Here is a 26,074-nt window from a genome sequence, read left to right as displayed (position 1 = left end):
GGGCGGTTTAAACCTTTGAAGGGATCACCTTAAAAGAACCCCTTACTCCCATGCGAAGCCTCCTCCGAAATCCGCGCAGCATACTCCTTCCCCAAATACCGGTCGATGAGCCCATGCCCAAAGTAAATCAAAGGCGTCAGCGCAATGGCCACGATGAACTTATAGATATAATTAGTGATCCCAATAGCAACGATCTGATCATTGGTAAACGTTCCCGCGAAAGCGATATAAAGCACCACAAAGCTATCCACAAACTGCGACACCAACGTAGACCCTGTAGCCCGCAGCCACAACATCTTGCTCCCCGTCACTTTCCGCAGTTGCTGAAACACAAACACATCCACCAACTGCCCGATGATAAAGGCTGTGAGCGACCCCAGGATGATCCGCTGTCCCTGGCCAAAGATCTTATTGAAGGCGTGGTGCATGTTCACCGCGTTGCCTTCCGAGTCCGTGCCATTCACCCAAAAGTCGGCGGGCGCAAGGCGGATGGAGATGAAGATCACCACAAACGCATAGGTCACCAGCATCGCTGTGAAGTAGCTGATGCGCTTCACGCCGGGTTTGCCAAAGTATTCATTTATCAAGTCGGTGGTGATGAACACCACCGGCCAGATCACGACACCCGCCGTGAGGTTGAAGTCCATCGTGAAGCCGAGGATGTTCAGGTGGGCGGGCTGTAGTCCCAGCGTCCCTTCGGCGCTGAAGATCTTCACCCCGATCATCTCGGCCAACACGGTGTTGGTGATGAAGATGCCGGCCAGAATGATAAACAAACGGTGGCGTTTGTCGGGTTGCGTATTTTCCATGGCGATAAAAATAAAGGATTAATCCGAAAGCGTGAACACATCTCCCTCCACCGCCAAATGCGCGTTCTCGAAGGTGGCGTGCGCCTCTTTCAGGATCGGCGTCAGGTCCTTGTAGCGTGCGCTGAAGTGGCCCAGCAACAACCCCTTGGCGTTGGCCTTCAGGGCAATGGTGGCCGCCTGGCGGGCCGTGCTGTGAAACGTTTCGGCGGCTTTCTGCGCTTCCTCCTCCTCGAAGGTGGCCTCGTGGTAGAGCATGTCCACATCGCGGATCTGGTCGATCATGCTTTCGTTGTAGGCCGTGTCGGAGCAGTAGGCATAGCTGCGCGACGGGCGCGGGTCGAAGGTGAGGTCGGCGTTTTTGTAGAGGATGTTGCCTTCCGCGTCGGTGATGTCGTCACCTTTTTTGAGGTTGGCCACCTGCAGCAGGGGCAGTCCTTCGGGCAGCCTGGTCTTGTCGATGCGCCGGGGCTTGATCTTCTCTTTGAACAGGAAGCCCGAGCAGCGGATGCGGTGTTTCAGGGGGATGGTCTCCACCGTGAGCACCTCGTCTTCGAAGATGACCTCGCGCGCGTCCTTTTCCAGGCGATGGAACACGATGTTGAAGTTGGGCACCGACCGCGTGTAGCGAAAGGTGGTGGTGATGATCTCGTCCAGCCCCCGATGGCTGTAGATATGCAGTTCGTTCGTCCGCTTCTGCAGGTGCATGGTGAAGATGAGGCCCATCAGCCCCAGGAAATGGTCGCCGTGCAGGTGGCTGATAAAGATGTGGTCGATGCGGTGGAAGTTGGCCTGCAGCTTCATGAGCTGCATCTGGGCGCCCTCGCCACAGTCAACCAGGAAGTGGCGGTTCTGGATCTCCACCAACTGGGACGACGTGTAGCGGCCATAGGCGGGCACCGCGCCACTGGAGCCGAGAATGGTGATCTTAAAACTCAACGTTTACAGGGGTTTGACATATTAAAAATAAAAAAAACCAAAGCTGGAGGGCTTTGGTTTCCGGTTATGTAACCTTCGTTTAATTTCCGTCAGAATCTTTCAGGTCCTTTTCGATTTCGTGCATGAACACGGCGTCGATGGCCTCTTCCACCTTGGGAAGGATGTTGAGCACGCTGTCCAGCTGAGAGATCTTGATGAGCTTCAGCGTGTGGTCCGACAGTGTGGTCAGGATGAAAATGCCGCCGTCCTCCTGAACAATGCGGTTGCCTACCAGCAGGGCGCTGAGGCCGGAGCTGTCGGTGTATTTCACTTCGCCCAGGTCCAGCACAATGTTGCGCACACCCTCGGCATGGAGGGTGATCAACTCGGACTTCAGGCCAGGAGCCACGCTGGAATCCAGCTTCTCTTCGTGCAAACGCAACAAACTGTATTTCTCCTGCTTGTCAATCGTATACTTCATAGGTCAGTTTTTCTTGGCTTGTAAGTTAGCGGAATTTATCGAATTCAGGATGCTTTGCTCGATTCTTTGGGATAGCCGGCCATAGTCCACCGCCCCCAGCGCCTCCCCCCTCACATGCTCATAAAGCTCCTTATAACGGGCCGAAATCTCGCCCACCTTGCTCTCGGTCATTTCGGGCACTTTCTGCCCGTCCTTGCCCTGGAAGCCGTTCTCGATCAACCACTGGCGCACAAACTCCTTCGAAAGCTGCTTCTGCGTCTCCCCTGCCTTCTGCCGCGCCTCGTAGCCCTCGGCATAGAAGTACCGCGACGAATCCGGCGTATGCACCTCGTCGATCAAATAGATCACACCGTTGTGCTTCCCAAACTCATACTTGGTGTCAACGAGAATCAACCCCCGCTCGGCGGCCAATTCGGTGCCTTTTTTATAGAGCTTCAGGGTGTATTCTTCCAATGTCTTATAGTCAGCCTCCGAAACAATGCCCCGCTTCAGGATCTCCTCCCGACTAATGTCCTCGTCGTGGCCCACGGCCGCCTTTGTTGTAGGGGTAATGATCGGGTTGGGAAGCTTGTCGTTCTCTTTCAGTCCCTCGGGCAGCGCCACACCACAAAGGGTGCGCTTGCCGGCCTTGTATTCACGGGCCGCATGCCCGGCCAGGTAGCCGCGCACGACCATTTCCACGGCAAAGGGCTCGCATTTGAAGCCGATGGTCACGTTCTGATCCGGGGTAGACAGCACCCAGTTGGGCACCAGATCCCGGGTAGCCTGCAGGTTAAAGGCCGCGATCTGGTTCAGCACCCGCCCCTTGTCGGGGATGGCCTTGGGCAGGATCACATCAAAGGCCGAGATGCGGTCGGTGGCCACCATGGCCATGAGGTCGCCGAAGTAATATACGTCCCGCACCTTGCCGCGGTAGAACCCGGTTTGGCCGGGGAAGTTGAAGTGGGTTTCTTTGATGGCCTGCATGAAATGGGTTTGAAGGTGCAAGGTAAGGGATGGGAGGGTTTTGGCAAAGGGTGTTTGGGGGCAAAGTTATCTGAATGGGAACACTTGGCGGCCACCCTCGGAGGCCGAGGGTCGGGCTATCCATTCCAAGTCCGGCAGCGCGCGAGGCCGGCGCACTTCGGGCTTTCCATTGCTATCCCTGGCCGAATCCATAAAGCGTTCAACAAACAACTCATTAATCCTAACGGTGGCATTCGGGATTTACAGTCCACAATTATCAATTCGCACAAACTACTTCTGGATCTTCTCGAAATAATCGACCGATACCAAACACTTTTAAAATTTTGTCATGGGAGGAGATTCTCAATATCATATTGCGATCCTCAAAAAAATCATTATTTTAGTCAAAGATTCCTTGCCCCACCTGATCCAATCTGATCGACAAGCCCACCTGGAATCCTCAAATAGCACGCGCGGCCACATCAAACTAAATAAGCCGCAAAGAACTCACTTGGACTGCTGAAACAAACTCGCGTTACCTGTCAGGATCGTGGCGGGTATGCATTGGATCAAACCACAACACTATGGACAATAAGATACTTCAAGGATACTTGAGCAATTTTAGAATAGACTTTGACTTTGACAAAGGGATTAAAGAAGATCAGTTATTTGAACATTTCTGCAATTACTGTATTCTTTCGAAAATTCATCCAGAGGCTTTTTACAATGACAACTTTAAGATCGAAGAATTAAATGTCGGTGGTGGAAACGACACTGGCATAGATGGCGTAGCCATCGTTGTGAACGAACATATCGTATCATCAAACGAAGAAATTGACGCACTAAAGAATCAACTTCAGAGGCTCGACGTCAAATTTATCTTTATTCAAAGCAAAACATCCAGTGAATTCAAGGCGAGTGACCTCGCAACTTTCATATTTGGAGTTAAAGATTTCTTTAAAGACACACCCAGTCTTAAAATTAATGATGACATCAAAAGTTTGCGAGAGCTAAAAGAATATATCTACACCCAAAGCATTTTGATGGAGGACAGTCCAATCTGTGAGCTTTACTATGTAACAACCGGGCGATGGACAAATGACCAAAATGTAGCTGGTCGCGCTTCCTCCGAAATCAAGGAGCTTGAGTCCAGAAATCTATTTAGCAACATTAAGTTTATTCCGGTTGACGCCGAAGGCATTGAAAAAATATATAAGGAGATAAAAAACAAAGTAACCAAAGAGATCAATTTTGACAAAAATACTCCATTACCACGAATTGAGGGTGTTAAGGAATCATACATTGGCATATTACCAGCGACGGAGTATTTCAAACTGATAGAAGACTCTGATCATAAAATTCAAAAAACACTTTTTTATGACAACGTTAGAGATTTTTTAGGGGTTAATTCAGTAAACAAGGAAATTGAACTCACGCTAAAGGACAAGCTAAAACAGTTAAAGTTTCCTATATTCAACAACGGTATAACAATAGTCTCGAAAAGTCTTAATAAAGTCGGCACTTACTTTAAAGTCAAGGACTTTCAAATTGTTAATGGGTGTCAAACCAGTCACATCTTATTTAATAACAAGAAAAGCATTGATCTTGATAATACCTTTATACCAATTAAACTAATTGTAACCGATGATCAAGATGTAATTAATGACATCATTAAGGCCACAAACAGGCAAACAGAAGTAAAAATTGAAGCATTCGAGTCCCTCAAAGACTATCACAAAAAACTCCAACGATTTTACGATAGCTTTCCCAAAGATGATAAACTCTACTACGAGAGACGCCCCAGAGAATACGATACGGTTTTCCCCGAGATTCCAAGAAATAAGATAATTTCACTCGCAGCGCAAATAAACGCAGTAATTTCCATGTTCTGGAATGAGCCACATAGCACGCATAGATATTACGGCGAATTACTAAAGTCTTACTCTGGAAAGATCTTTCTAGAAGATCATAATCCTTACTTCTATTATGTGAGCGCCCTTTGTCTGCACAAAGTTGATACACTAATTAAGCATGGCTTTATTCGCGCACATTATAGAAGGTACAAATACCACTTTTTAACGCTCATTAGAGTTCTAGTTTGCGGATTTAATTATCCCAAATTCATAAGTAATGACATAACCCAATATTGCGAAAGCCTACACGCAATTTTGCTTAAGGATAAAGAAACCAAAGAAATAATTACAAAAGCCACAAATTGCATCGACAAAGCAATTGAGATATTCAACAATAAGCACGAGAACAGAAATCAAAATGATTATAGGCGATTAAAAGATTTCACTTTTGAAGTGATAGAACAAGCTAAAAAAATTCCGCCTGTTTTCAACCTAAATATCAAAAAGAAAACTAAACATAAACGGTATCTGGAAAGAAGGAAAAATTAGAGTTTGACCAAGTCAACACTTAACCCTCAATGTGTATGAGAACTGAAAATTTAAAAACCATTTATGACAATTACGAAATCATCATAAAGAACTATGAATTATTAGACAACGAAGTCTTTGTGATTAGAGCAACATCCGTTTACTTCTTTCAACTGAAAATGGGTAACAATTCGACGATCATTCTGGACGATTCTATAACTCATTGCAAATTGAGAATAGACAATTTCTCAGTCGGCCTTAATGCACAAATTAGCAGTGATGGAAGGAATGGATCCTCGGCACCATTACAAAATCCCGCTGATCCATGGAGGACAGGGTGGTCGCAAGCACCAACAGGCATCAACGGCTCACAAGGAGTTAACGGACTAAATGGTCAACGTGGAGAAAATGCGCGGATTATTGAAGTCAAATTGGGGTTGATTGCAATAGGAAGCTTGAATATTCACTCTAATGGTGGCAACGGAGGCAATGGAGGCAATGGGGGCAAGGGTGAAATTGGGGGGAACAGAAATTCCCCATTTCGTTCGTGTGGTAACGGAGGCCAGGGTGGCAACGGAGGATACGCAGGGCATGGAGGTAGCGGCGCAAAATTGATCGTTGATATTTGGCCGGGTGACACCGTTATTGATTTAGGGGTAGCTATGCAGTTTATAACACTGCTAGCTAGCAAAGGACACGATGGCCATCCTGGACAACCCGGCCCTGGCGCTCCAGGAGGAAACGATTGCGCAGCAGGAGGCCCAGGGGCGCCGGGAGGGTTCGCTGGACCAATTGGAACAGATGCTGAAACTGAACTCAATATTGTTGCTCCTCCTTGGCTTCACCAATAAAACAAATTGTTGCTTGTTGAAATGTAAACCAACCAATCTTATACTTCATAACAAACAACGTTGTGATGTTGGCTAAATAGATTCTAGTAAGGCTGGGGCTTCGGCTGGGCTTGTGAGCATTGCCCGTTTTAGGACTGTCACATCTCTCATAACAGTAAAGTACATCAAGCCATCAGGATCAAAGCGATAGTTCGCTTTTGTGCCCTTTACTTTATACTCCAAACCAACACCACCACTTCGTGTGGGGACAATAAAGAAAGGCAGTAGTTTCGCCGTCGCGTAAATGGCTTCCAACGCGGAAACGGCGCGCTGGATCTCCCGTTGTGCTACCGGCAGAAAGTCTTCATCTTCCTCCAGCGAACTGTAAGATTGGATTGTTTTAATGTTTTCAGCCAGCGAATCGCTCGGCACAAACGGTATGTCGTTTGGAGATAGCATCTCTCTGTTATTATGTTTCATAACCCTTTGGTTTAAGTGTCCAATTAAAACAACGCCAAAACTTATCTTAAACGTGGAAGGGTCAATCCTAATACAGCCTAAGAGGCCGTTGTAACTAATCTAAAGTCGCTTAATAACGGTTCACCATCAAGTCCTTTTAACTTCTTTTTATACAATAATGTATTCCGTCTGCCTTACGATCTCTTTCATCTTAATCAGGGTCAAACCAATGTCTCTTTTCAATTACATGATAGAGATGCAAAACTTTAAAACTTCGCCGCTTCAAGGCCTTCCTGCGAAAAAGAGCCCGATAGAAAGTTAAAAAAATATTACCCAACTCATATTCAGACAACACGTTCTTACTTAAATCTAAATCCGACAAGTCTACCTTAAACTCTTCAGCAAACTGTTCCATGAACGAATAAGTATCCAATCCATTTATACTCAAATCATCGAAAACAATTGAGTCCTCATTAACCTCAACGCTGGTAGTGGACTCGACAAAGTCCACTAGCTTTTGCCAGACTTCATCTGCCGGCTTAGTCATTATTTCTTTTCAGCTAGCAACCGCTCCAAAAGCTCAATCCTCGCCTGCTTCTCTTTCAACAACTCTTTGTAGAGCCCTTCAATTTTCTCCACCATCTCCTCATATTTATCTGTGGGAGCTGAATTGTTGTATTGAAATGCAGAGGGCCCACTGTTGTCATGAAAGCTGTTGAAATACGTATTCGCACCCTCTTCCGTAAAATTCTCAATCGCCTCCACCGGAACTTTCAACGCTTCTGCAATCTGCTGAAGCAACTTAGATTCAACCAACTCACTCGCCTCCAACTGCGAAACCTTTCTGCGTCCAATCCGGTCCCAACCTGGCGGCTAGGCCATCTTGCTTCAGGCCGAACATTTCGCGGAAGCGTTTGATATTCCGGCCGTGGTGGACGGGTTTGGTTTCTTTGGAGGAATCGTGGGTTGTCATGGTAGCAAATATAAAAAAATCCTGTGCCCAGGCGCTAAACTATCCGATTGAAAACGGCTGTGGGCATGGAATATTCCGCTGGGCATGGATTATGCCCTGGCGTTGGCCCTCCTTGTGCGCACAACCAAACCACCACGGTCATGACCAAGCCCATCAAACCCCACAAACCCGCCAAACCCAGCCAATGGCTCCTGCCCCACCCACACCACGACGCCGGCGACTACACCGCCCTCGACCACCTCCGCCTCCTCCTCAACGTGGCCCGCCCCGCCGACTACCGCGAAGCCCTCCTGGAACTCTACCACAGCTACGTAGAACACCACCACGACGCCCTCCCCCTCGACTTTGGCGAGATGGCGCACCGGGTGAATGTGTTGTGTGAGTTCTTTAAGGCGCTGAGCGAGTGCGATTTGGGGCTGATCTACGACAAACCGTCGTCAAAACGCAACAAAAAATTATAGCGCCGACTTTGGCTTTTGTGCGCACGACGCGTGCGCTTCAAAAATGGAATAGGAAGTTTTCCTTTGGTAAAGCGTATGCAGTAAATACCTTTGGCCTAATCTGAGTTATGCTAGAAGTATTAGCGATTGCGTCGTTTTGGCTCTTCTATATGAAGCGCTATCAAGTCTTTAAATTCAACTGCCTGGAAAAAGACAAAGAAACACCCGTACCTCCATTTTATTCCTACCATGGCAAATTTGACAAGCTCAGCAATAGAGACTTTGGTTTTCTGCTCAGGAAAGCAACTTCGCCGAAAAGTCGTAGATCAAAGAGGCTAGCCAATTTGCTGCTCCTGCTTTTTTACGCCACGCTCACGGCAATGATGACGCTTGGCAAATATCTGTGATGCAGCTATGAGGTGCCATTCTCAGCATCCTTAGCCCGCTCCGCCAAAACCCTTTCAACCACGCCTTTAATATTTTCAAGCTCCTCTTCCTCAATCTCATCCATGATCTTGCCGGCTAACGCGTGCCTGCGTACATACTCGGCATAACTTAACCGGATCTTCGGATAATTCTCATAGTCGAACTTTTTCAAGGAAATCTTTTTCTTCTTCGTTGTTTTCAAAACGCCTTTCTTCTTTACTGTTGTTTTTGTGGGTAATGAACTCTTCCTAATTGTTTTTTTCATGATTTCTAAATTATCAGATCTAAATCAATTTCATATTTTTTCGCTGGGCTATCCCCTAGAAAATCCGAACATTTCGGTTGTTCGCCAACAGGAACATCTGTGTTGATGACGCCGAAAGAATCGAATCTATCGCCCTTCTTGTTCTTCAAAAAAAAGTATGTCAGGCAGGGATTTTGAGAATAGACGTCAAAAATGCGCGCGAGTGGAACATATCGGTCCGTATTTTTATAACGCGTCAGTGCTCTTAAAGTTGCTTTTTCCCTGCTCAGATAGACCAACGTGAGATGCACTTCATATTTCATTTCTTTCAACAAATTACAAATCCATAGAACCTTAACATGACTGGCACCAATCTTTGGGATCACCAGATTATAATTCGCTCGCGTTGCCTTATAGAATAGTGACTCAAAACCAGTCTTGTCCCTGCTGAAAATCATTTCCGATGCCTCCTTGTGAACAATAGAAGCTCCCCATGGATATTTGGCAAACTCCGGAAGTTTCCTCTTGGAGAAGTCAGCGTCTAGTATCATCGCCCCAAATTCATTGGCAAATCGAAAAGCGACAGCCGATTTCCCGGAAGCTGGCAGTCCAATTATTATAAAGGCCTTTCTCTCCGACTTAACTTCTATCGGCCTGGCGCCACCCTTTCCAAGTCTTAATTTATCATCCCTATCAAGCAACGGCATTTCGAAGAGTTCCTTAACGATCCTCTCCCGCAAAGCGAGTCTTTCCTTGTCATTCTGATATCTCGGATCCCGGAACTTCGCAGATCTTGACGTTGGATTTTCCAGACCATCAATAATTCCCGTCTCGCAAGTAATAATGCGATAAGCTATATCTTTAAACTCTTTTGGATCGATTTTCAACACGCTGTTAAGAAAATGCCCTACCTGATGCTGATCCCTTAATAGTCTTGCAAACTCATTGTTCATAAATGCTGCTAACAGATTCTACATAACACCTTTGGCGGAGATCCAATCGATCTAAATGCCATCCAATAATTTGGGTGCCTCGTCAAGATTCGTAAAAAATATGTGCTTCAACAGTTCAACGCCCTTGATCGCTGAGAAGTCCATATCGCCGAAGGGATCAAAGTGATAATATGCCTCGGTCCCTCCTATCCTATATTCTACACCAACACCGCCACTTCGCGTGGCAACAACGAAGAATGGTACCAGTCTCAACTTTGCATAAACGGCCTCGACAATAGTAATAGCACGCTCTATTTCTCTCTGCGCCACAGGCATTGAATCCTCGTCTTCTTCAAGCAACGCAAAAGACCGTATCAGTTCGATGCTTTCCGATAGCGGATCGGTCTTCACTGGATTGCCTTCGCTTTGAGAAGGCATTTCTGTTTCATTATAATTCATAACCCTTTGGTTTAAGTGTTCTCATCCAACAACATTACTTCGATCTTAAACTTCGAGGGCCAAAGACAAACCAAGCTGTCTTTAAGTAATACGATTAAAGGTCCGAAATATTTCCTCCACAAGAAAGCCATCAATAGACAAGGCGCCTCGCCAACGATATTTCGTCGGTCCGACGATATTTCGTCGGCTGCTAGGATGTGAGGCTCCGTTTCCGGCCTGAAAACGCATTTCAGTTTTGGTACGTAAATAGTAAATGGGGTAGCCATGATTAAATACTCCTTGTTTGAAAACCGTTTAACACCTGATCCGGATGATCAGATGGCGGTAGTGCAGCCCATCAGCACCAAATCGATGGAAGAGGTGGTTGACCTCATGATCAGCCGGGGTTCTACGGTGACGAAGGCGGAAGCGCTTTCGGTTATGGAGGAACTGGCCCTGGCCATGGCTCAATTGCTCAAAGATGGTCACAACATTGTAACGCCCCTTTTCAACATTTCCATGTCCATCATGGGAAAGTTTAACAACGCCGGCGATTCCTATGATGCCTCGCGGCATGAGGTCAGAGTGCGCATGAAAGCAGGCAAACGCCTGAAGCAAATTGTGGGGCAGGTGAAGGTAGAGAAAGTGCAGGCCATCATTCCCCTGCCCCTGCTCCAATCGTTTAAGGACCTCACCTCGAAAACGGAGAGCGACATCGCCACACCCGGCGGCATCGGCCACATCGTGGGCAGCGCCCTCAAGTTCGACGCCGGCGACGCCGCACAAGGCGTATTCTTCACCTCCCTCAACGGCACCGTGACCAAAGCAGAAACGGTGGCCGATGCCACACCCTCAAAAATCATCTTCATCATCCCGGCTACCCTGGTAGCGGGCGAGTATTCCCTGTCGTTGCGCACGATCATGCTCGGCAACAAGGAAATTCGCGAAGGATTTCTTTTAGATGATCTAACGGTGAAGTAGCCTCGCTCCTCCGTATACCCTCTCGATATAGCCAGTCTGCTGCAGCGGGCTGGCTTTTTTACTTTCCAGCCGGTGAGAAAGAAAAATTCCGGGCGAAAAACAACGCGTTTTTCCCAGGCGGAAAAATAAAATTGTCCGACTTTGTTTAAGATGAAATAACCACTGATCTTAACATTATCAGTCGGATCTTAAGTTAAAATAAGTCGAATTTCAAGATAAGATCAGTCGGATTTCGATTCAAGCTACGGGAGGGAACCGTCAATGAAATAAGTGCGAACAAAGGCGGTTCTTTTCTTTCAAGCCCGTCTTAGCTTGTGTCGTTAGGTGCGAAGTACTATTTTAAGCTTTTCCGATCGATGGCCAAAAAAGTATTTCTTACACTCTTCCCTCTCCCCTACTGGATTCTCATTGTAGCAGGAACTGTCCTAGGATTTCTCGGCGACGATTTTTCATCCCTATCCAATGCCTTTATCAATTGCGGAATATTTCTAGTGGCCGCTAAATTGGCCACCATCTTTCACGAGATAGGCCACATATTGGCAGCGAAGCTCGTTGGCGGAACCCCGCGAAGAATGATATTGGGCAGAGGGCATGAGCTTTATAGAGCACAGATCTATGGCGTACGTGTTGTCGTCAACTCCTCCTTCCGCGGAGCGCGTGTCACTGCGACATTTAACCACCCCAGTTTCCTGAGACTTCGATACGCCTTTTATATGATGGGAGGAGTGTTGTGCAATGGCCTGATCGCATTTGTATTCTTCAGTCTGTTTGGCTTTAACTTCTTTGGGGCGAACGATCAAGTCACTTTTGCTCCCGCCTCGGCTTTATACTGGCCAATGCATTGGGATTGCTAAATCTCCTTCCGTTTCATTCCCTGGTCATGGGAATTCGTATTCCAACAGACGGTCTGGCCTTGTTGAAACTCCCCTTTCTTAAAAGACAGGAAGTAGAAAAATGGTTGAAAGTAGACGCTCTCTGGGATGCTCAGGAACATATGGAAAGAAAAGAATTCGGCGAAGCGCTTGCCATTTATCAACAGTACGAAAGCCAATACCCCAAAAACAAAACCATTCGCCTCACCATCGCCACGGTTCTTCTGAAAACGGGCGAACCCCAAAAAGGACTCGACATCCTCTTGCCCCTCGAAAGCAGTCTGCATGAAAAGGAACTCAAACGTCTTGCAGGCCATTTCTACAACACCGCTGCCTGGCTCTACCTGATCTTGAACAAGATCGATTTGGCCAATCACTATTCGGCCATGGCGCTTAAAGAAGTTCCGGGAGAAAACATGTTTCGCGGCACGCGTGGTTCTGTTCTCATCGAGCGAGGGAACATCACCGAAGGCTTTTTGTTGCTGTCGCATTCCATGGATTTCAAGTTCGTGAACAATACCACACTGGCCGCGGCCATCTATCTCATGCTGGCACAACACCTCAAAGGCAATACTTCCGAGCGGGACAAGTATTTGAGTTTTGTCAATCAGAATATCGATAAACTTGATGTGGACGAACGGTTGCTTTTTGAAAGAAATCTTGAAAAGATGAAGCTTGAAGTAATTTCTCAGTAATCAGCTTCAGGTGCCCTTGAGGCACGCCAAGTTCCATGCAGATTCAAGGAAATGGGTATTTTTTGGGCCTAAATAACTGGCCGACCCACAGCACCCATGCACATCCTAACCAAGGAAATTTAAATCATCCTCCAGTGTAACCATTTTCACAATCGCAAGTTTTGCTTAAACTAACCCCTTCGGCAATGTTGCGACACAGCTTAATCCTGATCTGCAGAAGTTTCAAGAAATACTACGGCACATTCTGCATCAATCTGATCGGCCTCTCCACCGGCCTCACCGCCGCGCTATTCATCTATCTCTGGGTGAACGACGAGCTTACGGTCGACAAGTTCCATGAAAAAGACCGGCATCTTTTCCAGGTAATGAAAAACACACCCACCTCGTCTGGGGTTTTTACGATGGAGGGTACGCCTGCACGGTTGGCAGAGGCCTTAGCGAAGGAAATGCCGGACGTGGAGTATGCCGCCTCGGTCACAAACTCGGACTGGTCCTCGGGGAAAGGGCTGATCTCCTATAACGGCACGCGGATCAAGACGGAAGGTCAATTTGTGAGCAAGGATTATTTCAATGTATTTTCCTATAGTTTTATTCAAGGTGATCAGAAAACAGCCTTTTCGGATAAATATAATATTCTCCTCTCGGAAGACTTGGCCATGAAGCTCTTCAATACAACGGAGGACGTGGTCGGCAAGATCGTTGAATGGAAGCATGAAGGACTCGATGGCCTCTTTACCGTTTCCGGAATTTATAAGCAGCTTCCACCGAACGCTTCTTTGAAGTCTGATATTCTACTCAACTATGAATTGTTTCTTGAGCGAAATCCGAAGCTGGAAAACTGGCTCAATAGCGACCCCAGCACCTACATGGTGTTGAGAAAGGACACCGATGTTGATCAGTTCAATACGAAGATCTCCGGGTTCATAAAAAGCAAGAATAAAGACGCAGAGGCCACGCTGTTTCTTCAACGCTATTCCGAAAAATACCTCCACAACCGATATGAGAATGGAAAACCCGTCGGCGGGCGAATGGCCTATGTAACGTTATTTATCATTGTTGCCCTGTTCATCCTGCTCAATGCTTGCATCAATTTCATGAACCTGTCTACGGCAAAAGCCATGCGCCGATTTAAAGAAGTCGGCGTAAGAAAAGTCATGGGAGCAAAACGCAGGACGTTGGTCTTTCAATTTCTCCTGGAATCGATGTTGATGACTTCGTTGTCTCTCGGCGTCGCCATTGTTCTGATCCGATTATTTCTTCCCTGGTTTAATGAAGTTACAGGAAAACAACTTTCCCTTGGCTTTGATCCGAGGCTTATTCTTGGGGCCCTTGGGATAACCATTCTTACAGGAATTGTTTCGGGTAGTTATCCGTCCCTTTATCTCTCGAATTTCAATCTGGTCGCCGCGCTAAAGGGTAAACTGAACACTTACATCGGCGAGCTTTGGACAAGAAAGGGATTGGTGCTTTTTCAATCCATGATATCCGTCGTTTTGATCATCTCCACCTGGATCGTGTACAAGCAAATTGAATTGGTGCAGACCAAGAACCTCGGCTACGTTCGCGACAATATTGTCCATTTTGAAATGGGCGCCGACGATGCCATCAAAGACAAGCAGGCATTTGAGGCTGATCTTGAGCTACGCCTGCAGGAAATAAAGAAGATCCCTGGCGTGATTAACGCTACCAACTTCAGGCATAGCATCACCAACCGTCAGGGTGGAACCACCGACATCGCCTGGGAAGGCAAGGATGCAGACCATGCAATCGAATTTACGGACTTGGCGGGTGGCTATGATTTTATTGAAACGCTTGACATCGAAATGAAAGAGGGTCGCTCCTATTCGAGAAATTTCGCTTCCGAAGAATCGAAAGTGGTTTTGAATGAGAAAGCTGTGGAAGTGATGGGTCTTAAGGATCCGGTTGGCAAAGTGATCCGGATCTGGAACGAGGACCAGGAAATTATAGGCGTGACAAAAAATTTTCATTTCCAATCCCTTTATGAAGAGATCAAGCCCCTCTTTTTCGATTTGAGTCTGAACAAAAGGGTTTCTAAAATTATGGTCAAGATCAAGGCGGGAAGTGAACAGGAAACGCTTGAACAGCTTGGTAGACTCTACGCCGTACACAATCCGGGGGTGGCCTTTGAATATTCATTCCTGGACAGCGACTACCAGGCGCTCTATGAATCCGAAAACAGGGTGGCCATTCTTTCTAAATATTTTGCAGCGATCTCCATCGTCATCTCCTGTCTTGGCTTGTTTGGGTTGGCTGTGTTTACGGCGGAGCGAAAGAAAAAGGAAATTGGGATCAGGAAGGTGTTGGGATCGACTGTGTGGAGAGTCGTTTATCTTTTGACGGGCGAGTTTTTTAAAACGGTCTTCATCGCCATCCTGATTGCCTTCCCCGTTAGTTATATCATTGCCCGGAAATGGCTCGACAGTTTTGCTTATAAGATAGAATTGACGTGGTGGCATTTCGCAGGCACCGGAATCTTGGTTCTTTTGGTGACGGGGTTAACTGTAGGTGCGCAAGCCGTTAAAGCTGCTTTGGCAAATCCGACAAAGTCATTAAAAGATGAATGAAACTTAAAAGTCGACATTCGACGATTCTGGGTAAACGGATTATGGATCAATATTGCACTTGCCGCTATTCTGGCAAGGGTATCCGGATCGTCATCCAAAGCAACCATATCCCCGGCTATGATACAGTGAGATGGCGATCGTCCATCGTATAGGATAACGTAAGGCGGGCATGCATTTATGACATCCGAAAGAAATTCCGCCGTGGCCATTTTCCTTTTGTTGCTCCAATAGTCATGACCAATGGGTTCGGTTAAACATGACTTAATATCCACAGAAACGCCATCTTCAAATTGGCCGTTGCGATCCTTCCGTGGGCGAAAAGCTTCGCGGGAAATGGTTCGATTCTCTTTGATCCACTCCCTTTTGATTCGCCGAACCATAGCTTCGCCGTTCGGTACTCTATCTCCAGTTTTATACTTCATGCCAACAACGTTCAATATGGCTAAAGATGGGCTATCAAGGTTGAAGCTTCGGCTGGATTTGTAAACCTTGTCTTGTTTAGCAGTTTTCCATCACCGATAGCAGAAAATTGAATCGAACCGTCAATATCAAAATGAAAGTATGCCTCGATACCGACTACCTGGTATTCTAGACCTACCCCTCCACTTCGTGTGGGCGCGACAAAATAGGGTAGCCGTTTTGTTTTTTCGTAGATGGCCGTCAACGCGGCGATGGCACAGGCAATCTCTCGTTGCGCCACCGGCATTAAGTCTTCGTCTTCCTCCAAATCACTGAAAGATTGTATCTTCTTGATGTGCTTGCCCAGCGGATCGTCCTGCAAAAAATCGCTTTCACCTGATGGTAGCATCTTTGTACTGTTATGTTTCATAGCCCTTCAGTTTTAAGTATCCAATTAAAAAACAACGCCAGTACTTGTCTTAAACGTGGAAGGGTCTGTCTTGCCTTGCGGGCAAGGATCAACTCAATATTTGGGACGGGGAATCTCGTACTGACATTTGCAAAATCCTTCACAAAGAACCAATCATCGGATTCCCTCCCAATTTCTTCAATTAATTCGTAAAATTCAATCTCTATTTCAGATTGCCTTTGGCCAATGGAAATTACAGACTACGTATAGGATCAGGGTTGTCTCATGCTTGATCCAGGTAGGGAAAGAGCAAGAAACTTATTTTATACATTGATGTTGCCTCAATTGCCCGGATGATTCCCATTCCAGACCAGTTCAAAGGCCGTTCTTATTGAGCCAAGCCAGGCAATATTCCGCCACATCCTTCCACCCATGATCCACAATCAGCGAATGCCCTCGCCCCTCGAACAGTTTAAACTCGGTCTTGACAGTGGCGGGATATTTCTTTAGAGATGCCTGGCCGAGTATAGGCGGTGCGATATGATCCTTCTCGCCACCGGTGATCAGCAACGGACCGCGTGAAGTATTCGTGGTGTCTACTTTCGTTTCGTTGCCGGCAAAGCTTGCCGTAGCGGCCTGGAAGAGCGGACGGCACGGAGCGGGAATGGTCCAGTGGTCGTAAAGTTCTTTGGCTTCATTTTCGGGGACGGCGTTGGCGAAGCCGTAGGTGAACTGGCCAAACGTGAGCGACTTTGCTTTCTTAAAGTTGAAGGGATTGCCCAACACCGGGAGCGATGCTCTCAGCGCCGAGAAAGGTAATTGCCACACGCCTTTCATCGGTGCAGGATCTATCGCGATGCCTGCCGCCGCGAGACCGCGACCCAGGATCACCTGCGCTAGCAGTCCCCCGAAAGAATGGCCGATGACGATGGGGGGCTCGGGAAGTTTGGCGATCACTTTCGCGTAGCTGTCGGCAATGCCGGTGACGCCGTGGTTGGCGATCATCTGTGGGTTGGCGCGACAGGCTTTCACGGTGTCGGAGTCACCCGGCCAGCCGGGGTTCTGGGAAGTGTAGCCGTGTTGTTTGAAGAGGTCCATCCAGGGTTGCCACGAGCTGGCGTGAATCCAAAGCCCGTGGATGAAAACGACCGGTCTTTTTGCCATATGCGGGTTGGTTTGGGATGATTAAGGAATACAACAAGATAATCAATAGTTGTGATTTTCGCTCTAAAACCGGGGCAGCTCATAGGGGTTGTCGTTTCGCTTGCAGCATAGATACCCCGCTCGTTGACGGAACGAAACCGGATGACGCAGCAAAGCATCCCTCCTATTTTAAAATACTTTACACACGACTTGCCGCGTACAGCCTTGGGGAATTCTACGAAAAGGAAGACCAAGCTGACGGATGTACCTGTCGGATGCAGAAGCTTTTGAAAGGTTGCGGACTCGCCGGATTTATGATTATCTTAGAATGCTTAAGTTTTATCCGCAGATTATGCATCACACCGTTGTACAAATATCCGGAAAGCATTTTGTCCGCATCACGCTTTGGTTCTTATTCCTGACCGCTGGCACAAGTTCCAACGCGCAGTCGGTTTTCATCACGCGAACGGGCGAGAAATATCACGAAGGGTCGTGCGTGCACCTGCATTCCAGCAAGATCCCCATCACCCTCAGTGAAGCACTGAAACGAGGCTATACTCCTTGCCACGTTTGCCGTCCCGACAGACAGGTATCGCCCGCCGCGGATATTCCAGACCATTCCGACACAAAAACGGATTCTACCGCAACCGAGGAAACGACAGCAACACAATGCACCGCCATGACCAAAGCCGGCACACGCTGCAAACGCGCCGCCACGTCGAATGGCCGCTGCTGGCAGCATCAGTAACGCTTTCATCAAGGACATGATTTTACTGTAAACAAAATGTTGACATGCTTTTGGCTTCCCTGCACGCCCCTGACCAACCACAACCTTATATTCTGCGTTAGCCATCACTATGTACGAACCCCTATTCGCCTACCTGGAACAACGTTTTCCCTTATCGGATGACGACAAAGCCGAGATCGCTGCGGTGGTCACGCACAGAACCTTGAAGAAGGGAGAGTTTTTGTTGCGGGAGGGCGATGCGGCACGTGTGGGTGCTTTTGTGGCAAAAGGATTTTTAAGGAGTTATGTCATCGACAACAAAGGCAAGGAACACATCATCCAGTTTGCTCCCGAGAATTGGTGGGTCAGCGACAAGTCGGGGATGAACCCGGATACCACCGCCAGTTTTTTTATCGATGCCATCGAAGACTCCGAAGTGTTGCTCATGGACCTCACTGGTCATCTCACGCTGATGGACAAGGTTCCCGGCTACGCCAAGTCCTTCCAGGCCGGCATCCAAAAGCGCGCCACGGCCAAAGACACCCGCATCATCAATTCCCTCACCGCCACGGCCGAAGAGCGTTACGACGATTTTATAAAGACCTATCCCTCCATTACCGCGCGCGTGCCACAACACATGCTGGCCAGCTACCTGGGCATTACACCGGAAACCCTCAGCCGCATCCGCAAGCTTCAGTCGCGCAAGCGCTAATCCTTCGCTCCTTTCGATCTTGATATAGATCAATGCCGGCGCTGTGATGCGCCGATACTTTTGTTCAAAAAATAAAACAGTATGAACAAAAGAAAAAAAATCCTCTCCTGGATCCCTTCCATTCTGATGACCGTGATCATTGGCGGTGGGGCGATCATGAAACTATCTGCTGCTCCACCTTTAGTGGACCTCTTTACACAAATCGGACTTCTCCTCTACCTGCCCTGGCTTGGCGTGGCGGAGTTGTTGTTCGTGGCATTCTTTCTTTATAACCGCTCTATGAATATCGGCCTCCTTCTGCTGACCGGATATTTTGGTGGTGCCATGGCGGTTGAGTTGTCGCATGGAACGGTGCCGTTGCTCCCGGTATTATTCTCAGCGGCGTGTGGATCGCCGCGTACGTGCGAAACGCATCCATTTTCAGGTCCCGTGTTAGCGATGATGTTAAATCTTTAACCAACGCTGCGCAATGAAGATCAACCTGGGATATATGAAAAACCTGGCACACCAGGTCGACGCTGCGCCGGCAGGCTGGTTCAAAAAGTGGTTCGACTCTTCGTTCTACCACCAACTCTACGCCCACCGCAGCCAAAAGGAAGCCGCAGACTTTATAGACGAATTGCTGGACAAACTCCAGCCCGAACCGGCTGCGCGTATGCTCGACCTGGGTTGTGGTGCGGGACGTCATGCAAAGTTTCTGGCGTCGAAAGGATTCAATGTTACCGGTCTTGACCTGGCGGGGTCCAGCATCCAGGCGGCGCGACAATTTGAGACCACCAATCTCCAATTCTACCGCCACGACATGCGCGTGCCCTTTGGCATGAACTACTTCGACTACGTCTTCAACTTCTTCACCAGCTTTGGCTACTTCGACACCGACGCAGAGAACCACGACGTGATCCGCAACATCGCCAACACCCTGAAGCCCGGCGGCATATTGGTGATGGACTACCTGAACGTGGCCTACTCCGAGGCGCACCTCGTGCCCCGCGAAGAAAAAGAAATTGATGGCATCGCTTATCACATCACCCGGCATGCCGACAAGAAGCATTTTTATAAAAAGATCGTGATCGACAACCTGCAAGCAGACGGACCTTTCGAATACACCGAACGGGTGGCCAAACTTGCATTGAAAGATTTTCAAGGTTTGTTCGAAGCGCACGGCTTGACGCTGCTCACCGTGTTCGGCGACTATCAATTGAATGATTACGACGTCGCCACCTCACCCCGGTTGATCCTTCACGCTCAAAAGAAAACAAAATGAACACTACAGAAAAACAAAACACCATAAGCCGTCGCAAGCTCATCGGCACACTGGGCATGGCCTGTCTCGCCGTGCCGACCGCCTATTCATTCACCCATCAACCTGAACCACATGACACCACCCGCGCGAGCAGCATGAAGACCATTGGCATATTGGGTGGCCTGGGGCCGCAAGCCACACTCGACCTGGAGGTGCAGATCCACCTTGCCTCACAAAGATTGATCCCACCCCAGATCAACAGCGGCTACCCTCCCCTGGTGGTGGCCTATCACCGGCGCCCGCCATTCGTGGTGAAGGGGGATGCCCTCGTGTTCCCGCTCCAACCCGATCCGGAGTTGCTGGAGCTTGCCAAGCGGCTTGGCGCGATGGTGGACTTTATTATTATCGCATCCAACGGCGCGCACCTTGTGCAGAAGGAGATAGAACAAGCTTCGGGGAGAAAAGTATTGAGTATGATCGACATTACCCTTGAAGAAGTATCGCGACGGAAATGGCACACGGTAGGCGTAGCGGGATTTAAGAATGCCATGGTATATATCCAAAAGTTTAGTGCCCTGGGATTGGTCCCCGCGACGATCGATGAAGCCCTGCAACTTAAACTCGATGCCTCCATCATGCGGGTCATGGAAGGGCGCGACACTGCGGAAGATCATGCCATCGCCCTCGAGGTGGTATCTCAGCTGTGCAAACAAAATGTGGATGGCATTATCCCCGGCTGCACAGAGATCCCGCTCTTGCTAAAAGAAAATCTTGACGACGTGGGTTTTGTTCATCCCATTCAATTGCTGGCCGAAGCCGCGGTGAAACAGGCGATGACATAGTGTGGCAGATTTGTCTGTAAAAAAAGAGGCTGCGTTTCCGCAACCTCCTCGGGAAATAATCCCACCCAAACAATATGAAAAAAAACTAATGTACGTCCCAGAATATTTTGGTATCGCGGGTGTCTTTGGCTTGCACCGCCTCGTAGTTTGTGGCGTTGTACACTTTCTCAGCATCGGGATAAACCAGGCGTGAAGGAGGATTTACCGAACCGGGTGTGCCGGTGTCGGGCACAAACGTGAGCTGGGGATACTTTGTCCTTCTCACTTCCGACCAGCCCTGAATGGACTGCATGAAGCCGAAGTGCACCCATTTTTGGGTCCAGATCTTGGCCAGTTTCTCGTCGCTCGTTCCGGCGTAGGCCACGGTGGCGCTGGCCAGCAGGTCGGAGACCTCAGTGGGTGTCAGTGCGTCTTCTGCAGGCACGCCTCTGAAGGTTGCCCCAACCGTGTTGAGGTAGAAAACAAAGTCGACGGCTTGCTTCACAGCCTTTTCGTAGGCCTCCTGTGCTTGCGCGCTGCTTCCCCAGCGTTCGAAGGCTTCTGCCCTGATGAAGTTCACTTCGGCGGCGGTCATCACAATGCCGGGGAATTTGGTGTTGAACATGAACGTGGTGGAATCGAGAACGGCATACTTACCCGCCGCGATATTGGTTTCCTGGTCCGTGGAAGGAATGTTCGCGGGCATGCTATAGTAGTCTGCGTTTGGCACTTTGGTTTTCGTGTCAACATTCTTATCAAACAACACACGGATGCGGGGATCATTGGCCGGCCGGAGAACATTTTCCATCAGATATTCCGGGGCGAGGTGCGTCTCCAGTTCAGTGACGGCGTTGCGCATATAATCGGTATAAGTCGTCAACGGTGACAGCAAGATGTTGTTGGTGGTTTCGTCTATCAACGGATAGTCACCCGGTGCGTTCAGCATCTCCAGGATATCGGTCTTGGCTTTTTGTTCATTCTGGAAAGAAATGCGCATCAGCAGACGGAGACGGACCGAGTTGGCATAGCGCTCCCATTTATCCAGATTTCCCTGCAACAACATATCCTGTTTTCCGAAAGAGGAAGCCACCAGCGGGTCGAGGCTGGCCGTTGCAAAGTAGGCAGCGGATTCCTTCAAGCCTGCGAGGAGTGCATTGTAGATCTCCTCTGCACTATCAAACTTTGGCGCCTTGGTTTCGCCCGTAAGGTTCAGCATACCGGCTTCTGAATAGGGAATGTCGCCAAACAAATCCACCACTTGCGAGGTCTGATCGTAATACACAATATGAGCCGCATTCAGGAACACATCGGCCTTGACCTTGTCTTCCGCCGACAGTGTAGCGTATTGTTTCTCGATCTCACGCATGTGGGGCACGATGCCTGCCACGCCGTCGCCATTCGGCGTAAAATAATCCTTCCAGTAGTCGTTGAGGTAGCTCAACTGCTCCTGGTAACGCTTCGGTGAGTTGGGATAGCTCACGATGTTGGTGTAGACGGCGGGGTGCATGACCAGAAGGGTACGAATGTTCCAATAGTCAGCGCGCACACGGCGGTTGTCGAGCATCTTGGTGAAAAACTTGTCGATGGAGGCATTGGTCGTTTTCTCCGGGTTTTGGTATTGCTCTTCGAGCCGGTCCTGGCACGAGGTTGCGCACACCGCGACAAAAGCGGCTGCGATAATTCCCGTTATATATTTTTGTAGGTTCATATGCTAATGATTTCGTTGGTTGGATGGATTAGAAGCTGCCATTGAGGGAGAAGCCAAGACTGCGCGTTGCCGCCAGCGAGCCTTCGTCGATGCCTTGCCGTTGCCAGCTGGATCCGATGGCCACTTCCGGATCGAGGTCCTTCATGGTCCGGTACAGGTAGAACAGGTTGCGGCCAATGACCGACACCTTCAGGTTTTGGAAGCGCAACTTTTGCGCGATACTTCTCGGTAGGTTATAGCTCAACGACACTTCACGCATCTTGATGTAGTCGTTCTTCAGCACACCTTGCTTCTCATACAAGCCCGAAGCCCAGTAGTACGAGTTGATGTAATAGTTAGCAGCATCCAGGATCTTGGTGTTCTTCTCGCCGGTGGTTGTCACACCATCGAGGATAAGGCCGTCGTGGTATTGGCCGTTGGCGGCCTGCACTTTGTTGCCCGAACCATCGATGTTGTACGATAATCCGCCGTGTTCGGCATCGCGGTATTGCATGGTGCTTTCATACATGCCGGCACCATAAGCATACAAGTGCGGAGCCGAAACCAGTTGTCCACCGTAGCGGTAGTCGATCAGGAAATTGAGCGAGAGACCTTTATAGGTCACCGTGTTCGACCATCCGCCTACGCCTTTGGGCAACACGTTGCCTACTTTTTCATAGTCGTTGCCGGTCGTCATCTGGTAATATCCATCGCTGTTAATGATGTAGTTGCCGTTACTGTCTTTCTCGCGGGTGTGGGTATAGATGTCGCCCAGCACATCACCTGCCTTCGCTTTGATGAGCACCGCGCCAGCATCGGCGTTGTAGAACGTCATTTCATCCATGCCGGGAGCAAGCTTCATGACGCGGGTTACGCTTTTCGCAAAGCTAAGTCGCGTATCCCAACGGAAATTGCCGCTGTTGTAGGGCGTGGCCGACAACCCGATTTCTATGCCTTTGGACGACAACTCACCCAGGTTGGCCAACACCGACGAAGCACCGTTGCTAGGCGCAAGACTTTGATCGATGATCTGGTCTTTAATGGTGTTCTTATACACCGTGGCATCGAGGCCGAGTTTGTTTTGGAAGAAAGCCATTTCTAAACCTAACTCCGTTTCCGTCTTGCGCTCCGGCGCAATGTTGCTGTTACCATAGTTGTTGGCGGCCTGCAGTTGGGTGACCGTACCTTGGGTGGTGGCTAGCGTCTGCTGCGAATACACAACGTTGGCCGCATACGGCGACGAGCCGTTGGCAATGCGCGCCTGCGAAACGCGGATCTTTCCCAAACTTATGAAAGATGGCAGCTGGAATGCATCGGAGAATACAAAGCCCAGGTTGGCGCTGGGGTAGAAATAGCCGTTGTGACCCGGGGGCAATGTGGAGGTATACTCCTGGCGCGCCGTGGCTTCCAAATACAGGTATTCTTTAAAGCTTAAGTTCACCATACCGAGGTAAGCATACATAGTGGCCTTCGTGCGGGCCGAAGAAGTAGACTTCACGCCATAGGAGTTGTTGAGGCTAAACCAGTTTTCCTGCACCAAGCCGCCTTCCGTGCTCGACTTCTGATCGATGTAGTTTTGCGACCTCGATTGGAAGCCGCCCATTACTGAAAATGCGAAGTCTTTGTTGAGGTCCTTCGAGTAGGTCAAGAGTGCATCGGTATAGAAAATAGAATAGCGGCCGGTCGACAAGGAATAGCTTCCGGTTGACTGCGATGTATTGAAGGAAGTTGGATATTCATTGTGACGTTCGATCTCGTTGCGCACGCTGGTGAAATCGTTACCCACGCGGCCTCTCACTTTCAGTCCTTTTGCGATCTCATAGTTCAGTGTGGTGCTCGAAATGATGCGGTCCTGGTATTCGTCGTCGTTGTCACGCACGTTTCTCCAGAGGTACTCCAGCAAATCGACGGCGCGGATGTTGTACTTGATCGCCTCCGCGGGATTTTTTTGCGGCTGATCGTAAGTGACATATTTATAGCCTTGCGAAGTCTGGTATTTGTTCAGGTAAACATCCATGTAATCGGCCCGGCTGAAGAAGCCGCCGTAGTTGGCTGCAAGCCGGTTGATCTGTTCGGGGCGATTGTGAATTTTATTGTTGATATAGTTCACCACGATATCGGCCGATACTTTATTGCTCAGCTTCACGGTGCTGTTCAAATTAAACGTGTTCCGTCCCAGGTCCGAACCGCGCGAGATCCCTTTATAGTCCAGGCGGGTATACGAGAGGCGGAAAGAACCGCGATCGGTGCTGTTGGATACGGCAATGTTGAAGTTGGAGCTTGATCCTGTGCGATACAGATCTTTGTAGTTGTCAGGCTGTGCGGAATATGCTCTTGTGCTGCCATCCCACCACGCTACCTGGCGGCCATCCATGCGGGGACCGAATTGAGCCCATGCGCGGTAGATGGGGCGAACGGCGTCATTCACGCCATCGCCATTGGTGTCGACCGGAATAAAGCCTTCTTCATTGGCGCCGAAGTTGCCTATGTTGGTCTCGCGATCGTAGCCCGGTCCATAGGTATTCTGGTATTTGGGAGTGAATGCCACCTTTTCTACGGTAAAATTATAATTGAAATCTACCCCAAGACCGTTGCGCTTGGTGCCCTTTTTCGTTGTGATCACGATCACGCCGTTGGAAGCTTCCGACCCGTAAAGGGCGGCGGCACTGGCACCTTTCAGGATGTTGAGCGACTCGATGTCGGCCGGGTTAATGTCGAGGATACCGTTACCGCGGATCTTCTGATCATCCCAATATCCGCCGTTGTTGGTGCCGGTGGGTGACTGCTCCATGTTGCGGATCATCACGCCATCGACTACATAGAGGGGTTGGTTGCCTTTCGCATTGATGGAGTTGATACCCCGGATCTGCACGTTCACCGCACTGGTAGCACCGCCGGGCGCAGTGGTGATTCTAACCCCTGGCGCCTTTCCATATAAAGCAGAGGCAAAGTTGGTATTACCCGCGGCCGTGATCTGGTCGGAACTGATGGTGCTGGTGGCATAGCCCAGCGCCTTCTTTTCGCGCGAGATACCCAGGGCGGTCACTACGACTTCGCCCAGTTGGGTCATGTCGGTTTCCAGGGGCACATCGATGGTAGTTTTTCCTGCTACCAGGATCTCTTGTGTGGCAAATCCGATGAAGGAAAAGACGAGGGTTGCATTCTTATCGTCTTCGGGAACCTGGATGGCAAAGTGTCCATCCGAGTCGGTGGTAGTCCCTGTGGTGGAACCCTTTAGCAGTACGGATACTCCCGGCAGGGCACTTGCGTCCGAAGACGAAGTAACCGTTCCGGTGACCGTTTGGCCATAGGCGGTGAAACCGATCATCACAAAAATGACCGACAAATACAGTAGTCGTTTTTTCATAGGTCTAGGTTTAGGTTTTAAATAAAACACCCCGATTTGAGGTGCCAGCCTAATGCTAAGGTAGATGGCGGAAATGTAAAGCGCAAGAAAAAAAGCATTTCGTTTCCGCACACGGTGGCTCCGTGTACGGAAACGGAAAATATTCGGGTATACCCCTTCT

The 26,074-nt window shown here is 49.0% G+C and carries 28 protein-coding genes; 13 read left to right on the top strand and 15 right to left on the bottom strand.

Annotated features, from left to right (window positions below; translation table 11 throughout):
• Positions 1-29 precede the first annotated feature (29 nt).
• From BUB30_RS26765 to BUB30_RS26750, 4 genes are all read right to left on the bottom strand, one after another.
• On the bottom strand, positions 30-809 hold the full coding sequence (locus BUB30_RS26765) for a queuosine precursor transporter (protein ID WP_073140751.1): 780 nt from the start codon (positions 807-809) through the stop codon (positions 30-32).
• Positions 810-827: 18 nt separating this feature from the next.
• On the bottom strand, positions 828-1,745 hold the full coding sequence (locus tag BUB30_RS26760) for a ribonuclease Z (RefSeq protein ID WP_073140748.1): 918 nt from the start codon (positions 1,743-1,745) through the stop codon (positions 828-830).
• A 79-nt stretch (positions 1,746-1,824) separates the two neighbouring features.
• Positions 1,825-2,205 (bottom strand): STAS domain-containing protein, encoded by a 381-nt coding sequence (locus tag BUB30_RS26755; protein WP_073140746.1) that lies wholly within the window; start codon positions 2,203-2,205, stop codon positions 1,825-1,827.
• A gap of 3 nt (positions 2,206-2,208) precedes the next feature.
• Positions 2,209-3,171: a phosphoribosylaminoimidazolesuccinocarboxamide synthase gene (locus BUB30_RS26750; RefSeq protein ID WP_073140744.1), complete on the bottom strand. Its 963-nt coding sequence runs from the start codon at positions 3,169-3,171 to the stop codon at positions 2,209-2,211.
• A gap of 563 nt (positions 3,172-3,734) precedes the next feature.
• On the opposite strand from BUB30_RS26750, the gene BUB30_RS26740 reads away from it, so the two are divergent.
• On the top strand, positions 3,735-5,552 hold the full coding sequence (locus BUB30_RS26740; protein WP_073140740.1) for an AIPR family protein: 1,818 nt from the start codon (positions 3,735-3,737) through the stop codon (positions 5,550-5,552).
• A 35-nt stretch (positions 5,553-5,587) separates the two neighbouring features.
• Positions 5,588-6,382, top strand: coding sequence for a hypothetical protein (locus BUB30_RS26735; protein ID WP_143165096.1), 795 nt, complete (start codon positions 5,588-5,590; stop codon positions 6,380-6,382).
• Positions 6,383-6,454: 72 nt separating this feature from the next.
• On the opposite strand, the gene BUB30_RS26730 is transcribed toward BUB30_RS26735, so the two are convergent.
• The 4 genes from BUB30_RS26730 to BUB30_RS35505 form a co-directional block, all read right to left on the bottom strand.
• A complete protein-coding gene (locus BUB30_RS26730) occupies positions 6,455-6,841 on the bottom strand; it encodes a hypothetical protein (RefSeq protein ID WP_073140735.1) in 387 nt (128 codons plus the stop codon).
• A gap of 190 nt (positions 6,842-7,031) precedes the next feature.
• On the bottom strand, positions 7,032-7,367 hold the full coding sequence (locus tag BUB30_RS26725) for a DUF1493 family protein (RefSeq protein WP_073140732.1): 336 nt from the start codon (positions 7,365-7,367) through the stop codon (positions 7,032-7,034).
• Complete coding sequence (locus BUB30_RS35510) at positions 7,367-7,621, bottom strand: hypothetical protein (protein ID WP_221408809.1); 255 nt, start codon at positions 7,619-7,621, stop codon at positions 7,367-7,369. Before BUB30_RS35510 ends, BUB30_RS26725 begins: the two co-directional genes overlap by 1 nt.
• Before the next feature lie 16 nt (positions 7,622-7,637).
• Entirely contained in the window at positions 7,638-7,793 is a 156-nt protein-coding gene (locus tag BUB30_RS35505) for a helix-turn-helix domain-containing protein (RefSeq protein WP_221408808.1), read from the bottom strand.
• 140 nt (positions 7,794-7,933) lie between these two features.
• Between BUB30_RS35505 and BUB30_RS34935 the strand changes: the two genes are divergently transcribed.
• Positions 7,934-8,254 carry a hypothetical protein gene (locus tag BUB30_RS34935; protein WP_073140729.1) on the top strand — a complete coding sequence of 107 codons (321 nt, stop codon included), beginning with the start codon at positions 7,934-7,936 and terminating at the stop codon, positions 8,252-8,254.
• A gap of 107 nt (positions 8,255-8,361) precedes the next feature.
• Positions 8,362-8,640, top strand: coding sequence for a hypothetical protein (locus BUB30_RS26710; protein ID WP_073140727.1), 279 nt, complete (start codon positions 8,362-8,364; stop codon positions 8,638-8,640).
• 5 nt (positions 8,641-8,645) lie between these two features.
• Here BUB30_RS26710 and BUB30_RS26705 read toward each other — a convergent pair whose 3' ends face one another.
• From BUB30_RS26705 to BUB30_RS26695, 3 genes are read right to left on the bottom strand one after another with little or no spacing between them, the layout of a single operon-like run.
• Positions 8,646-8,924 (bottom strand): hypothetical protein, encoded by a 279-nt coding sequence (locus BUB30_RS26705; RefSeq protein WP_073140724.1) that lies wholly within the window; start codon positions 8,922-8,924, stop codon positions 8,646-8,648.
• Positions 8,925-8,929: 5 nt separating this feature from the next.
• A complete protein-coding gene (locus BUB30_RS26700) occupies positions 8,930-9,856 on the bottom strand; it encodes a zeta toxin family protein (RefSeq protein ID WP_073140721.1) in 927 nt (308 codons plus the stop codon).
• Between the two features lie 51 nt (positions 9,857-9,907).
• Entirely contained in the window at positions 9,908-10,294 is a 387-nt protein-coding gene (locus tag BUB30_RS26695; RefSeq protein ID WP_073140718.1) for a hypothetical protein, read from the bottom strand.
• 264 nt (positions 10,295-10,558) lie between these two features.
• Here BUB30_RS26695 and BUB30_RS26685 point away from each other — a divergent pair, with 264 nt between their 5' ends.
• The 4 genes from BUB30_RS26685 (at position 10,559) to BUB30_RS26670 (ending at position 15,406) form a co-directional block, all read left to right on the top strand.
• Positions 10,559-11,254, top strand: coding sequence for a DNA-binding domain-containing protein (locus BUB30_RS26685; protein ID WP_073140712.1), 696 nt, complete (start codon positions 10,559-10,561; stop codon positions 11,252-11,254).
• Positions 11,255-11,610: 356 nt separating this feature from the next.
• Positions 11,611-12,108, top strand: coding sequence for a hypothetical protein (locus BUB30_RS26680; protein ID WP_073140709.1), 498 nt, complete (start codon positions 11,611-11,613; stop codon positions 12,106-12,108).
• 26 nt (positions 12,109-12,134) lie between these two features.
• A complete protein-coding gene (locus BUB30_RS26675) occupies positions 12,135-12,821 on the top strand; it encodes a tetratricopeptide repeat protein (protein ID WP_143165095.1) in 687 nt (228 codons plus the stop codon).
• 185 nt (positions 12,822-13,006) lie between these two features.
• Positions 13,007-15,406: an ABC transporter permease gene (locus tag BUB30_RS26670; protein WP_073140704.1), complete on the top strand. Its 2,400-nt coding sequence runs from the start codon at positions 13,007-13,009 to the stop codon at positions 15,404-15,406.
• A gap of 442 nt (positions 15,407-15,848) precedes the next feature.
• On the opposite strand, the gene BUB30_RS26665 is transcribed toward BUB30_RS26670, so the two are convergent.
• Both BUB30_RS26665 and BUB30_RS26660 read right to left on the bottom strand, forming a co-directional pair.
• Positions 15,849-16,235: a hypothetical protein gene (locus BUB30_RS26665; RefSeq protein WP_073140701.1), complete on the bottom strand. Its 387-nt coding sequence runs from the start codon at positions 16,233-16,235 to the stop codon at positions 15,849-15,851.
• A gap of 354 nt (positions 16,236-16,589) precedes the next feature.
• The gene (locus BUB30_RS26660) at positions 16,590-17,378 is read right to left on the bottom strand and encodes an alpha/beta hydrolase (RefSeq protein WP_073140698.1); all 789 of its coding nucleotides are present in this window, start codon (positions 17,376-17,378) and stop codon (positions 16,590-16,592) included.
• A gap of 331 nt (positions 17,379-17,709) precedes the next feature.
• Here BUB30_RS26660 and BUB30_RS35325 point away from each other — a divergent pair, with 331 nt between their 5' ends.
• The 5 genes from BUB30_RS35325 (at position 17,710) to BUB30_RS26635 (ending at position 20,881) form a co-directional block, all read left to right on the top strand.
• Positions 17,710-18,105, top strand: a complete 396-nt coding sequence (locus BUB30_RS35325) for a DUF5763 domain-containing protein (protein WP_178377210.1) — start codon at positions 17,710-17,712, stop codon at positions 18,103-18,105.
• Between the two features lie 109 nt (positions 18,106-18,214).
• Complete coding sequence (locus BUB30_RS26650; protein WP_073140694.1) at positions 18,215-18,796, top strand: Crp/Fnr family transcriptional regulator; 582 nt, start codon at positions 18,215-18,217, stop codon at positions 18,794-18,796.
• Between the two features lie 81 nt (positions 18,797-18,877).
• On the top strand, positions 18,878-19,252 hold the full coding sequence (locus BUB30_RS26645) for a DoxX family protein (RefSeq protein ID WP_073140692.1): 375 nt from the start codon (positions 18,878-18,880) through the stop codon (positions 19,250-19,252).
• A 13-nt stretch (positions 19,253-19,265) separates the two neighbouring features.
• Positions 19,266-20,060, top strand: coding sequence for a class I SAM-dependent methyltransferase (locus tag BUB30_RS26640; protein WP_221408807.1), 795 nt, complete (start codon positions 19,266-19,268; stop codon positions 20,058-20,060).
• Entirely contained in the window at positions 20,057-20,881 is an 825-nt protein-coding gene (locus BUB30_RS26635; RefSeq protein ID WP_073140690.1) for an aspartate/glutamate racemase family protein, read from the top strand. The genes BUB30_RS26640 and BUB30_RS26635 overlap by 4 nt, the downstream gene beginning before the upstream one ends.
• Positions 20,882-20,966: 85 nt before the next feature.
• Here the strand turns inward: BUB30_RS26635 and BUB30_RS26630 are convergent, their stop codons facing one another.
• Positions 20,967-22,568, bottom strand: coding sequence for a SusD/RagB family nutrient-binding outer membrane lipoprotein (locus BUB30_RS26630; protein WP_073140688.1), 1,602 nt, complete (start codon positions 22,566-22,568; stop codon positions 20,967-20,969).
• A 28-nt stretch (positions 22,569-22,596) separates the two neighbouring features.
• Positions 22,597-25,914 (bottom strand): SusC/RagA family TonB-linked outer membrane protein, encoded by a 3,318-nt coding sequence (locus tag BUB30_RS26625; RefSeq protein ID WP_073140685.1) that lies wholly within the window; start codon positions 25,912-25,914, stop codon positions 22,597-22,599.
• Positions 25,915-26,074 lie beyond the last annotated feature (160 nt).

The organism is Chryseolinea serpens (genome assembly GCF_900129725.1).
GTDB classification, from domain to species: domain Bacteria; phylum Bacteroidota; class Bacteroidia; order Cytophagales; family Cyclobacteriaceae; genus Chryseolinea; species Chryseolinea serpens.
This window is presented reverse-complemented; position numbering and strand designations above follow the sequence as displayed.